The organism is Vibrio sp. SCSIO 43155, assembly GCF_023716605.1.
Classification (GTDB): domain Bacteria; phylum Pseudomonadota; class Gammaproteobacteria; order Enterobacterales; family Vibrionaceae; genus Vibrio; species Vibrio harveyi.
This window is the reverse complement of the sequence record NZ_CP071852.1, coordinates 601,389-614,229: the sequence shown is the minus strand read 5'-3', so window position 1 is coordinate 614,229 and position 12,841 is coordinate 601,389. Positions and strand designations below refer to the sequence as shown.

The window sequence follows — 12,841 nt, the reverse complement described above, 5'->3', positions numbered from 1 at the left end:
TAGCCCCGCTCATTGAGCGGGGCTTTTTTATATCGAACAATCTGCCTGTTTATAGAAACGGTCGTAGTCAGGTAAATGGTCTATTTTTACGTGCTTAACCTTCCATACTTGTTCCTTCATTAGAAACTGCAACGAAACCGTGACTGGCTGGTATACATCTCCAAATCCGTTAACGGAAAGACACCCAACGCCTCCATCCTCACTGTATGCTTCAAAGTAAGACAGCTCCGTAACCAAACTTGATGGGATGGATGATAAAAATGGAAATTGATGACCAAATTTTATTGGGTGAGATTTAATACTATTTAGCTCTTCAATCGATAGGTTTGGTCCTGCCATAGCTTCTACCACCTCGATATACTGCATCTTGTATAAATTATTGCGTATATCAAGGTAAGTATCGTGGAGTGGGCTTGCTATGCAGGGCCCTGAAACACTGAGTAAAACCGGAATAGGTAGAATTCTATTTAGCATAATCAACTAAACCCAAGCTTCACGGAGCGCTTGATCAATTTTACTCGGCTTAAATCTGTACTTACAAAGCCTCCACTCGCACTGCTCTAAAAGCTCTCGGACATTTACCTGCCCAGTAACTAGCTTGGTGGTAACGCCTTTATAGTGTTTGTAAGAAATCTCTACAAACTTCAGTAACTGTACTTTTATTTCAGCTTGCCTTGACATTATTTCCCCCCGAAATTGTTGAACATACTTCCGATATTCAACTCAATCAAAAAACTACAATTCAAGCTGGAAATACTTCAAAGAAAAGTGAAACAATCAAATCTATCAAGCATAAAAAAACCGCTGACTGCTCAGCGGTTTTTGTTTTCGGTTCTCAATCTGCCTTATGGCATCTCGTCGAACTCTGCACCTTCTTTTTCTACTTGAGGTGGCATCAAGTGCTCTTTCTGAATGCCCAGTTTTAGCGCTAGCGCTGATGCTACGTAGATAGAAGAGTAAGTACCAACAGTGATACCTAGTAATAGCGCTGTTGCAAAGCCGTGAATCATCGCACCACCTTGCATAAACAGTGCAATTACCACGAACAACGTCGTACCAGACGTAATCAAAGTACGGCTCAATGTTTGAGTAATTGAAGCGTCCATGATGTCCGAAGGTTCACCCTTACGCATCTTACGGAAGTTTTCACGAATCCGGTCGAATACAACAATGGTATCATTGAGCGAGTAACCGACTACCGTTAGTAGCGCCGCTACGATGGTAAGGTCAACTTCGATTTGTAGGAATGAGAATACACCCAGCGTGATGATGATATCGTGTGCCAGTGCCATTACCGCACCAGCCGCTAGACGCCATTCAAATCGCATCGATACGTAGATCAGGATACAGATTAGCGATACAAGGATCGCCAGACCGCCCGCTTCTGTTAGCTCATCACCAACGTTTGGACCTACGAATTCAATACGACGCATTTCTACGCTTTCGCCAGTACCTTCTTTGATCGCACCAATGATTTGGTTGCCTAGCGTTTCACCTGAAACGTCGTCACGTGGACGAAGACGAACCATCACTTCACGAGCACTACCGAAGTTTTGAACTGTCGCATCGCCGAAGCCTTTTGAATCTAGTGCTGCACGAATTTCTTCAAGGTTTGCAGGTTGTTCAAAACCTACCTCGATTAGCGTACCACCAGTAAAGTCTAGACCCCAGTTCAACCATTTGGTTGATAGCGTGAAGATAGAAGCAGCGATCATAAAGATGGAGAATACGAACGCGACTTTCGACCAACGCATAAAGCCGATCGTGTTTTCTGCTTTTAGAATTTGAAACATATTAATTCCCAGCCTTAGATCGACAATTTATCAACGCGTTTGCCACCGTAAATCAGGTTCACGATACAACGTGTACCCACAATAGCGGTGAACATTGAAGTTAAGATACCGATAGATAGTGTTACCGCGAAGCCCTTCACTGCGCCTGTACCCACTGCAAATAGAATGATTGCAGTGATAAGCGTTGTGATGTTCGCATCGGCAATGGTACTGAATGCGTTTGCGTAACCTTGGTGGATCGCTTGCTGAGGACTGCGTCCATCTCGAAGCTCTTCACGGATACGCTCGAATATCAGCACGTTCGCATCGACCGCCATACCGACGGTTAAGACGATACCGGCAATACCTGGCAACGTCATGGTAGCGCCTGGAATCATCGACATTACACCAATGATAAGAACCAAGTTTGCCATCAATGCAATGTTAGCAATCAGACCAAAACCACGGTAGTAAAGCAGCGTAAACAGCATTACCGCAACCATACCCCAGATACATGCTTGGATACCCATATCGATGTTTTGCTGACCCATTGATGGACCAATGGTACGTTCTTCAACGATAGAGATCGGTGCGATTAGTGCACCAGCACGAAGTAGAAGTGCTAGGTTGTGCGCTTCTGCTGCAGAGTCGATACCCGTGATACGGAAGTTACGACCAAGAGCCGATTGAATCGTTGCTTGGTTGATAACTTCTTCATGCTTATCAAGGATAACTTTGCCTTCAGGCGTACGACGACCACTGTCTTTGTATTCTGCAAACACGGTAGCCATTAGCTTACCGATGTTCTTCTTAGAGAACGCGGACATTTTGTTGCCACCTTCGCTGTCTAGCGAGATGTTAACTTGTGGGCGACCGTATTCATCAACACTTGAACTTGCATCCGTGATGCTTTGACCACCAAGAATAACGCGCTTCTTAAGCACAACTGGGCGACCATCACGGTCCATCTTGATTTCGCTACCTGCTGGCGCGCGACCATTTGCCGCCGCTGATAGGTCAGCTTTATCGTCAACTTCGCGGAACTCTAGTGTTGCAGTAGCACCTAGAATTTCCTTCGCACGAGCTGTGTCTTGAACACCTGGTAGCTCAACTACGATGCGGCTAGCACCTTGACGTTGAACCAATGGTTCAGCAACACCCAGTTCGTTAACACGGTTACGAAGAATCGTGATGTTTTGTTCAACTGCGTAGTTACGTATCTCTTGTAAACGTTGCTCGGTAAAGGTGGCAATCAACGCGTAACGACCATTAGAATCAGAGTCGACAAAGTTCATGTCTGGGTGATTCTTTTCTAGCGTTGCTTTCGCTTCCGCTAGCTGCTCCTCATTACGTAGCAGTACTTCCACACCTTCTGTACCAGAAGGACGGATTGCACGGTAACGGATCTTAGCTTCACGAAGTTCGCTACGGAAAGCTTCTTCTTGTTGACCAACCAACTTCTCCATCGCCGCGTCCATGTCAACTTCCATTAGGAAGTGAACACCACCGCGCAGGTCAAGACCTAGCTTAAGTGGCGACGCACCGATTGCTTCTAGCCAATCTGGCGTAGATGGAGCAAGGTTTAGTGCAACAATTTTATCTTTGCCAAGCGCTTCGCTGATGATATCGCGGGCACTGATTTGAGTGTCAGTGTCATTGAAACGAACAAGGATTGATCCATTCTCGAGAGCAATGGATTTATGAGAGAGATGCTCTTTATCAAGAGCTTTGGTGACAGCATCCAGCGTTGACATATCTACAGAGGCGCCACGCGCCCCTGTAACTTGAATAGCCGGATCTTCACCGTAGATATTTGGAAGTGCGTACAACGCAGCGGTGATGATGGCAAAAAATACCATCAAGTACTTCCATAATGGATAACGGTTTAGCACAGCGAGGATCCTTTAGCTGTTTTATAGAGACTTCAGCGTACCTTTTGGTAGCACTGCAGTTACGAAGTCTTTCTTGATTACAACTTCATTGTTTGCATTTAGCTCAATTGAAATGAAATCGTTGTCTTCAGCAATCTTAGTGATTTTACCCACTAGACCGCCGCTTGTTAGAACTTCATCACCTTTGCCCATAGAAGACATTAGGTTCTTGTGTTCTTTAACACGCTTAGATTGCGGACGGTAGATCATGAAGTAGAAGATCACCGCGAACATGCCTAGCATGATTAGCATTTCAAAACCGCCGCCTGCTGGTGCGCCTTCTGCTGCTGCGTGAGCTTGAGAAATAAACATTAAAACATCCTCATTATATTTTATTGATAATCCAACAAGTTGGGCTTTCGTAATTTAGATTCAAGTTTGAGATTAAGTAATAGAGATCACCTTCTCAAAAATAACGTACGTTAGCCTACTTTATTAGCAAAAGCCTCTGGCAACATGCCAAAGGCTTTAATTCTTTTAATCTGTCAATTACTGCTCTTTTGCAAGCGGTGGCACTTCACGACCACGACGCTCATAGAATTCAGTAACAAACTCATCGAAACGATCTTCATCAATCGCCTTACGAATGCTTTCCATCAGACGCTGGTAGTAGCGTAGGTTGTGGATAGTGTTCAGACGAGCACCTAGGATTTCGTTACAACGCTCTAGGTGGTGAAGGTACGATTTGCTGTAGTGCTGACAAGTGTAACAGTCGCAATGCGGATCTAGCGGAGTTGTATCCGTTTTATGTTTCGCATTACGGATCTTGATCACACCACCAGTCACAAATAGGTGACCATTACGCGCGTTACGCGTTGGCATTACACAGTCAAACATGTCGATACCACGACGAACACCTTCAACCAAATCTTCCGGTTTACCTACACCCATTAGGTAACGAGGCTTATCTTCTGGAAGTTGTGGACATGTGTGCTCAAGAATACGGTGCATGTCTTCTTTCGGTTCGCCTACTGCAAGACCACCAACTGCGTAACCATCAAAGCCGATTTCTGTCAGACCTTTGATAGACACATCACGTAGATCTTCGTAAACACCACCTTGAACGATACCAAATAGGTTGTTCGGGTTTTCTAGTTTGTTGAAGTGATCACGTGAGCGTTGTGCCCAGCGTAGTGACATTTCCATCGATTTTTTCGCTTCGTTGTGTGTCGCCGGGTATGGCGTACACTCGTCGAAGATCATTACGATGTCAGAACCTAGGTCTTTTTGGATTTCCATCGACTTTTCCGCGTCCATGAAAATCTTGTCACCGTTTACAGGGCTACGGAAGTGAACACCTTTCTCAGTGATCTTACGCATTTTGCCTAGACTGAATACTTGGAAACCGCCTGAATCGGTAAGAATAGGACCGTGCCAGTTCATGAAATCGTGCAGGTCACCGTGCATTTTCATCACTTCTTGACCAGGACGTAGCCATAGGTGGAAAGTGTTACCTAGCAGGATTTCTGCACCAGTACCTTTCACTTCTTCTGGTGTCATGCCTTTAACGGTACCGTAAGTACCTACTGGCATGAACGCAGGAGTTTGAACAGTGCCACGTTCGAAGGTCAATTGACCACGACGTGCATTGCCGTTTTTCTTCTTAAGATCGAATTTTAATTTCACGATGCCTCCGTGTGTCAGAGAAACAGTCTGACTATTTATCCAGGGTGGTAAACCCTATTTTAAGGAGCGGTCGCTTTTCCGTGCGAGAGACAAAGCAGAGATTCCACTTTATTTCCTAGCTTACTGCTAGCACTCGTAAATCGTTAACTTTCTCCCCCTCCTAGCCTCACCCTTTTTTGAAAGGAGGGCTAGAGAGGGGTCAAAACATTATGCGGTCTTCTTTTTAATAAACATTGAATCACCGTACGAGAAGAAACGGTATTTGTTTTCCACCGCGTGCTTGTAAGCATTCATGGTGTTCTCGTAACCTGCAAACGCACTTACCAACATGATCAGGGTTGATTCAGGTAAGTGGAAGTTGGTGATCAAGCAATCCACCAGTTGGTACTCGTAACCAGGGTAGATAAAGATTTCAGTATCGCCAAAGAATGGAACCAGTTCTGTGCCTTTCTTAAGCGCGTCTTGCGCTGCACTTTCTAGTGAGCGAACAGACGTTGTACCTACAGCGATGATGCGACCACCGCGCGCCTTAGTTGCGTTAATCGCATCCACTACGTCTTGTGGTACTTCAACGTATTCTGCGTGCATGTGGTGATCATTAATGTCATCCACTTTAACTGGCTGGAACGTACCCGCTCCCACATGCAAAGTAACGTATGCTAGCTCAGCGCCTTTCGCTTTAATTTTTTCAAGCAGAACATCATCAAAGTGAAGACCCGCCGTTGGCGCAGCAACCGCACCAGGCTTTTGGTTATAAACCGTTTGGTAACGCTCTTTATCCGCGTCTTCATCTGGACGGTCGATGTATGGAGGAAGTGGCATGTGACCAATTTCTTCCAGAATCTCTAGTACCGTGTTATCAGAATTAAATTTCAGTTCAAACAGTGCATCATGACGAGCGACCATTTGTGCTGAGTATTCATCGTTTTCACCAACAAAGATCGTTGTACCTGGTTTTGGCGATTTCGAACAACGAACGTGTGCCAGAATGCTTTTCTCGTCGAGCATGCGCTCCACTAACACTTCTAGCTTACCGCCTGATTCTTTACGACCAAACAAACGCGCAGGAATAACGCGAGTATTGTTGAAAACCACTAGGTCACCGGCTTGAACCTGCTCCAGCACATCGGTAAACGTGCCATCAATAAGTTCACCAGTATTGCCGTCCATTTGCAGCAGTCGGCTAGCGGTACGCTCTGGTTGAGGGTAGCGAGCGATGAGTTCATCTGGAAGGTCGAAATGGAAATCTGATACTTGCATGTTACTTGTCTTATCTATTGGTCAAATCACGTCAAAGACGACGATAAAATTGCGACGAGTTTTTCGCAGCAGACTAGTATATGTTTACATGCTGCAATAGCAAGCAAATCCCCCTAGATTGACTGTAAAAGCTTTCACCAAGAGTGTAATAAAACGTGAAAGACGCAAAACAGACGCGCATAAAAAAAGCAGCGAAGTTCGCTGCTTTTTAAAATGTTTATCAGTCGTTGATCGTTTAACTTTTGCGTCGGCGCGCCCACACCAGTGGAACCAATAAGCCGAATAGCCAAGCGCCTAGGCTACCACCGTCGTCCTCAGAACCTCTGAAATCACAATTGTTGGTCGCAATGCCATCGTGGCACTCCTCTTCCCCACCACCACTTCCACTATTCGCTTCTTTGATGAAATTCGGCTCAATGATGTAACTGCTCGGTGGGCCACCGGCGGTGATGTAAGACTGCACCCAATCGTAATATTGGCTCACTTTGGTGTAGAAGCTTGGGATCGTCAAAGAGCCACACGTAGGCAGAATAAGAGGCGCACCACTAACAATTCCAATCTGTTTGCCCGTCGCCACATCCACCAGCGGACCACCACTATCACCTTTACACGCGGAGTTGCCATACTGAGTGTGGCTATCCGGTTCTAACACTCGGTTTTTCGTTGGTAGTGTACAGATTTTGGTTTGGTTCTCTCTGGAATCAATGATCCCCGGAAAACTGCTGCCAATTTCTAAACGCTCATAACATTTATCGATAGGTAAAAATGTACTGATGGTAGTTTTGAGCGTATTGGAAGGTTCAGATGCATCCGGCTGAGTGGTTCCCCACCCAAATACTTGCACGTTTTCGACACGTTGATTGGTCAGGTCGTTATCGTTCCAATCCGCTGCCAGACGCGCTTCGATATTCTCCATATCAGTTTTATTCGCTAAGTCAGCAAAGCGTGCATTTGCTACTGGGCGTGTGAGATACAATAACGCGATGTCTGAATCTAAACCCGTTTGGATAGGTTTCACATTGCCATTGCTGTCAATCTCAGCCTTTGAAATCCGCGTGTAATCGGGGTGAACCACAACGTGAGACGCAGGATAGAAGTTATCCAGCCCTGCAGAGTTAAGTTCATAAACGTTGGCATTCACCGACAGTTCCCCCGGCGGAGTTACATAGTAGCTCGCTTCGTTGGTTCCCTGCCCCATCACCACACAGTGTGCCGCAGTCAACACCCATCGTTTAGTCAGCATAGTGCCGCCACACAACGGGAACTCTGCCATGTTACTTGCTCGTAAAGTCACGCGATCTACCGGGTCGGTTTGCTCATCTCCTAGCACAATTGCCTGAGCAGATTGCATGCTGAATGCCGCTACTGTCAGCGCAATGAATTTGTTACACGTTGTTCGTTTCATTTAGGTTGTTATCTTCAATCTGGTAAGCCTGAGCGTATCTTCTTCCACAGGCTTATCTTGGAAAATCAAGCAAGTAAAAATGTGCGATTCAATTCATTGGATTAACTGCGGTCTACACACCTTATCAGTCAAAAGTGCAAACTGACTCGCATTGAGTTTCCACCCTGCAACTACCAATTAAAAACAAACTTATCAATAGAGATAAGGGCGACTATATTGAAAGTGAGCGATACGCTCTTTGATGATAAATTGAGGTAAGTATGAAGATCTTTCTAGCCACTTTAAGTGCTTCAATATTGTTGTTTTCTGCCAGCAGTTTTGGCGATGAGAGAACAGATTTGTTTCGAGCTCAGCAACAAGCTTGTGCCTTAAAACAAGTCCCTCGCCACTGCGCTGTGAACGTACCTGGTAAACACTACATTGGTCGCTGTGTCGATGCGAAAGCGTATGGTCTTATCTGTGTGCATTTCAAGCAACGTTAAGAGTAACCAAAGCTAAGGTTTCAACGCCTTAGCTTTGGTTATTTATGATAGCGCTTACATCCTAACATCGCCCTAAATGAGTAGCTGGATTTATGGAAAACACCAGTCCATTTTCACCTCTGATTGATCTCCATCTAATCGTATTATTTTATTAGTGAAAAACGAGTTAGCTCCCAGATATACAGCAAAATATTCTCTATATTTAAGAGAAGGACAATGCCGCTGGAGGTCTCTATGATCAAGGTTGAAGACATGATGACTCGCAACCCTCATACCTTGCTGCGTGAGCACACATTACGTGACGCAAAAAGTATGATGGACGCGCTTGATATTCGACATATTCCGGTTGTTGATGCCAATAAACACTTAAAAGGCTTGGTGACTCAACGCGATATTCTTGCCGCACAAGAATCCTGCTTGCACCCAGATGAGGCAGAACAATCTTTTACCCTCGATACTCCGCTTTACCAAATGATGCACACCAACATCATGACTGCCGAACCAAGGGCAGGTTTAAAAGAAAGCGCAATCTATATGCAAAAGCATAAAGTCGGCTGTTTGCCAGTGGTCAATAAAGGTCACTTGGTCGGCATCATCACTGATACAGACTTTGTGACTATTGCAATTAACTTGTTAGAGCTGCAAGAAGAAACCGAGCCGGAAGAAATCGAAGCGGATTAATACGCCACTACGTTTTTCTCGAATCGTAGACAAAAAAAGAGCGGCTCAATCGCCGCTCAAAGATGTCATTACTAACGTAGTAATAGTCGACTCTATGATGATTAAAATTGGTCTTCTTCAGTAGAACCTGTCAATGCTGTCACTGATGAGTTACCACCTTGGATTGTATTGGTCATTCTATCGAAGTAGCCCGTACCAACTTCTTGTTGGTGCGCTACGAACGTGTAACCTTTTTCTGCCGCTTCAAACTCAGGACGTTGAACCTTCTCAACATAATGACGCATACCTTCGCCTTGAGCGTAAGCGTGTGCCAATTCGAACATGTTGAACCACATGTTGTGGATACCTGCTAGCGTAATGAACTGGTACTTGTAGCCCATGTTAGCCAGCTCTTGTTGGAACTTAGCAATGGTTTCTGCGTCTAGGTTCTTCTCCCAGTTGAATGAAGGCGAACAGTTGTATGCCAACAGTTGGTCTGGGTACTCTGCATGAATCGCTTCTGCAAACTTGCGTGCTTCTTCTAGACATGGCGTTGCTGTCTCACACCAAATAAGATCCGCATATGGCGCATAAGCCAGACCACGCGAGATAGCTTGGTCGATACCTGCACGCACACGGTAGAAACCTTCTTGAGTACGCTCGCCTTCGATGAAGTCTTTATCGTATGGGTCACAATCAGACGTTAGTAGATCTGCTGCGTTTGCATCGGTACGCGCAATTACCAGCGTTGTCGTGCCAGCAACGTCCGCTGCTAGGCGAGCTGCGACCAGTTTTTGCACTGCTTCTTGAGTTGGAACCAGTACTTTACCGCCCATATGGCCGCACTTCTTCACGGATGCTAGTTGGTCTTCAAAGTGAACACCTGCCGCACCAGCGTCGATCATCGATTTCATTAACTCGTAAGCGTTCAATACACCACCAAAGCCTGCTTCTGCATCCGCTACGATTGGTAGGAAGTAATCAATACCGCCTTCGTCTTCTGGTGACTTACCTGCTGACCACTGAATTTGGTCTGCGCGACGGAATGAGTTATTGATGCGTTTTACTACCGACGGCACAGAGTCTACTGGGTACAGAGATTGGTCTGGGTACATCGTCGAAGCGGTGTTGTTGTCCGCCGCTACCTGCCAACCCGACAGGTAAATCGCTTCAATACCCGCTTTTGCTTGCTGTACAGCTTGACCACCCGTCAGTGCACCAAGACAGTTTACGTAACCTTTCTTTGAACTACCGTTGACCAGTGACCAAAGTTTGTCAGCACCACGTTGTGCGATTGTGTTCGCAGGCACCATAGAGCCACGCAGTTCTACCACTTCTTCTGCTGTGTAAGTACGCTTTACGTTCTTCCAGCGTGGGTTGGTTGCCCAATCTTTTTCCAGAGCTTCAATTTGTTGGCGGCGAGTTAAGTTAGTCATTGGTCTATCCCTCTTATAATGTGCACTTGTGCATGTGCGTTGAGTTTTCCGTTCTCAGGCAGTACATCCTTATCTGCCTCGAATCCTTCACGTATTGGTTAAGTAAAAATGTATTAGTTAAATAAAATTAGTGTTCCAAATCTTTGGGTTAATCCAAGTAGTCATAACCTGGAATGGTTAAAAAGTTGGTCAGTTCATCGCTTGTGGTGAGCCTAGCCATCAAATCTGCCGCTTCTTCAAATCGACCTGCTTGGTAGCGCTGCTCGCCAATTTCTTGCTTCACGACTTCAATCTCTTCTTTCAGATAGAGTTCGAACAGCTCTTTAGTGACCTTCAATCCGTTGTCGAGCGACTTACCGTGTTGAATCCATTGCCAAATAGAAGCACGGGAGATTTCTGCCGTTGCAGCGTCTTCCATCAGCCCGTAAATCGGCACACAACCATTGCCAGAGATCCAAGCTTCGATGTATTGCAGCGCAACGCGGATGTTATGGCGCATGCCCTCTTCTGAGCGTTCACCTTCGCACGGTTCAAGCAGCTCTGCGGCGGTTATTGGTGCGTCTTCTGAACGGCTCACATCCAATTGGTTGGTGCGCTGCCCCAGTGTGGCACTGAACACTTCCATTGCGGTGTCTGCCAAACCTGGGTGTGCAACCCAAGTGCCGTCATGACCGTTGTTAGCTTCTAGCGATTTATCGTTGTGGATCTTATCCAGCACTTTTTGGTTTTCTTGTGGGTCTTTAGCTGGAATAAAGGCTGCCATGCCGCCCATCGCAAATGCGCCACGTTTATGACAGGTACGCACCAACAATCTTGAGTAAGCGTTGAGGAATGGCTTGTCCATCGTCACTACTTGGCGATCCGGAAGTACGCGATCTGGGTGGTTTTTCAGTGTTTTGATGTAGCTAAAGATGTAATCCCAGCGACCGCAGTTCAACCCAACGATGTGCTCTTTCAGAGAGAACAGAATCTCATCCATTTCGAATACGGCTGGTAAGGTTTCAATCAGCACTGTTGCTTTGATGGTACCTGTATCCAAACCGAAATACTCTTCGGTGAAATGGAACACTTCGCTCCACCACTTCGCTTCATGATGCGATTGCAGTTTCGGGATGTAGAAGTAAGGACCGCTTCCCTTTTTCAGTAGCACTTTATAGTTGTTGTAGAAGTACAGAGCGAAATCGAATAGCGCACCTGGAATGATCTGACCGTGCCACGTTACGTGTTTTTCTTTTAAATGCAGTCCGCGAACACGGCAGATCAACACCGCTGGGTCTTCTGCCAGCTGATAGTGTTTGCCATTACCAGGGTTGGTGTAGCTGATAGTGCCATTAACAGCGTCGCGCAGGTTGATTTGACCATCCAGAACTTTACTCCACGCAGGGGACATCGAATCTTCGAAGTCTGCCATGAACACTTTTACATTCGCATTCAGTGCGTTAATCACCATCTTGCGATCAGTCGGTCCTGTAATCTCCACTCGGCGATCTTGCAGATCTTGCGGGATTCCAAGGATCTTCCAACTTCCTTCACGAATGTCTTGTGTCTCTGGTAGAAAGTCTGGCAGTTCACCAGCGTCGATGCGTGCTTGCTTCTCTTCTCGTGCTTCCAGCAACTGTTCAACACGTCCGGCAAATTTTTCACACAGTAGAGATAAAAAGGTTTGGGCTTCAACAGGGAAAATTGCTTGACGTTCAGGAGCAACGACTCCATTCACCTCAAGCATGCCTTGGGTTTGCTTTAGTTGTTGTGTTTTTTGTTCTGTCTGAGCAAGCATAATCATTCATCCTTAACGTGCTTTATCCATCTTGGGCAGTCAGCCTAAAGCTACATTTGTAAGTTATAAACAACAAATTACATCCTTCGATTTGGTGTTCACTTCGCTTCGTTGTGTCTATACATTGCGCAACCTGAATTGCTTTTTCAATCTAGACATAAGTCTTACAAGCCTTTAATTAAGCTAACCCAACAAAGATTTAAGCGAAACCCCTCAAGTAAACAAAACGTTAAATTCAAAGTTTTATTCGGTATCAAACAAGTGTTTGATTTTTGAGCTTAATTTGTAAGTTATTACGTAATTAAATTACATCAAATTTACAGGTTATTTTTGAATTCAAACAAGCGTATAAATAGTGAGGCAGGAGAAAAATCCTTGTATTCACAAGGGCTAGGAAGAGGAAATTAAACGCGACTTAAACGCGTTACACAGGCAGTTGTGTAAAATTAACATTGTGAAATTTCACTATTTTATGAAAGCTTCATGAAAGTT

11 protein-coding genes are annotated in these 12,841 nt (G+C 45.4%); 2 read left to right on the top strand and 9 right to left on the bottom strand.

Annotated features, from left to right (window positions below; translation table 11 throughout):
• Positions 1–27 precede the first annotated feature (27 nt).
• The 7 genes from J4N44_RS02825 to J4N44_RS02795 all read right to left on the bottom strand — a co-directional run bounded on the left by J4N44_RS02825 (position 28) and on the right by J4N44_RS02795 (position 7,994).
• Entirely contained in the window at positions 28–366 is a 339-nt protein-coding gene (locus J4N44_RS02825) for a hypothetical protein (protein WP_033002896.1), read from the bottom strand.
• A gap of 479 nt (positions 367–845) precedes the next feature.
• Positions 846–1,793, bottom strand: coding sequence for a protein translocase subunit SecF (secF, locus tag J4N44_RS02820; protein ID WP_005447727.1), 948 nt, complete (start codon positions 1,791–1,793; stop codon positions 846–848).
• A 14-nt stretch (positions 1,794–1,807) separates the two neighbouring features.
• Positions 1,808–3,664, bottom strand: coding sequence for a protein translocase subunit SecD (gene secD, locus J4N44_RS02815; protein WP_005447728.1), 1,857 nt, complete (start codon positions 3,662–3,664; stop codon positions 1,808–1,810).
• A 21-nt stretch (positions 3,665–3,685) separates the two neighbouring features.
• Positions 3,686–4,015, bottom strand: coding sequence for a preprotein translocase subunit YajC (gene yajC / locus J4N44_RS02810; RefSeq protein ID WP_005424903.1), 330 nt, complete (start codon positions 4,013–4,015; stop codon positions 3,686–3,688).
• 177 nt (positions 4,016–4,192) lie between these two features.
• Positions 4,193–5,329 (bottom strand): tRNA guanosine(34) transglycosylase Tgt, encoded by a 1,137-nt coding sequence (gene tgt / locus J4N44_RS02805; RefSeq protein ID WP_009697666.1) that lies wholly within the window; start codon positions 5,327–5,329, stop codon positions 4,193–4,195.
• A gap of 207 nt (positions 5,330–5,536) precedes the next feature.
• On the bottom strand, positions 5,537–6,589 hold the full coding sequence (gene queA, locus J4N44_RS02800; protein ID WP_038898477.1) for a tRNA preQ1(34) S-adenosylmethionine ribosyltransferase-isomerase QueA: 1,053 nt from the start codon (positions 6,587–6,589) through the stop codon (positions 5,537–5,539).
• 235 nt (positions 6,590–6,824) lie between these two features.
• Positions 6,825–7,994 (bottom strand): trypsin-like serine protease, encoded by a 1,170-nt coding sequence (locus J4N44_RS02795; RefSeq protein ID WP_252044826.1) that lies wholly within the window; start codon positions 7,992–7,994, stop codon positions 6,825–6,827.
• A gap of 260 nt (positions 7,995–8,254) precedes the next feature.
• Between J4N44_RS02795 and J4N44_RS02790 the strand changes: the two genes are divergently transcribed.
• Positions 8,255–8,476, top strand: coding sequence for a hypothetical protein (locus tag J4N44_RS02790; protein WP_038898474.1), 222 nt, complete (start codon positions 8,255–8,257; stop codon positions 8,474–8,476).
• Positions 8,477–8,710: 234 nt separating this feature from the next.
• Positions 8,711–9,157 (top strand): CBS domain-containing protein, encoded by a 447-nt coding sequence (locus tag J4N44_RS02785; protein WP_009697664.1) that lies wholly within the window; start codon positions 8,711–8,713, stop codon positions 9,155–9,157.
• A gap of 101 nt (positions 9,158–9,258) precedes the next feature.
• Here the strand turns inward: J4N44_RS02785 and aceA are convergent, their stop codons facing one another.
• Positions 9,259–10,572 carry an isocitrate lyase gene (gene aceA, locus J4N44_RS02780; protein WP_005440333.1) on the bottom strand — a complete coding sequence of 438 codons (1,314 nt, stop codon included), beginning with the start codon at positions 10,570–10,572 and terminating at the stop codon, positions 9,259–9,261.
• A 148-nt stretch (positions 10,573–10,720) separates the two neighbouring features.
• Entirely contained in the window at positions 10,721–12,349 is a 1,629-nt protein-coding gene (aceB, locus tag J4N44_RS02775; RefSeq protein WP_252044825.1) for a malate synthase A, read from the bottom strand.
• Between the last annotated feature and the right edge of the window lie 492 nt (positions 12,350–12,841).

Coding starts and splice junctions, on each gene's coding strand:
- J4N44_RS02790 (WP_038898474.1), top strand. CDS start 8,255: ATGAAGATCTTTCTAGCCACTTTAAGTGCTTCAATATTGTTGTTTTCT.
- secF (WP_005447727.1), bottom strand. CDS start 1,793: ATGTTTCAAATTCTAAAAGCAGAAAACACGATCGGCTTTATGCGTTGG.
- aceB (WP_252044825.1), bottom strand. CDS start 12,349: ATGCTTGCTCAGACAGAACAAAAAACACAACAACTAAAGCAAACCCAA.
- yajC (WP_005424903.1), bottom strand. CDS start 4,015: ATGTTTATTTCTCAAGCTCACGCAGCAGCAGAAGGCGCACCAGCAGGC.
- J4N44_RS02825 (WP_033002896.1), bottom strand. CDS start 366: ATGCAGTATATCGAGGTGGTAGAAGCTATGGCAGGACCAAACCTATCG.
- queA (WP_038898477.1), bottom strand. CDS start 6,589: ATGCAAGTATCAGATTTCCATTTCGACCTTCCAGATGAACTCATCGCT.
- J4N44_RS02795 (WP_252044826.1), bottom strand. CDS start 7,994: ATGAAACGAACAACGTGTAACAAATTCATTGCGCTGACAGTAGCGGCA.
- aceA (WP_005440333.1), bottom strand. CDS start 10,572: ATGACTAACTTAACTCGCCGCCAACAAATTGAAGCTCTGGAAAAAGAT.
- J4N44_RS02785 (WP_009697664.1), top strand. CDS start 8,711: ATGATCAAGGTTGAAGACATGATGACTCGCAACCCTCATACCTTGCTG.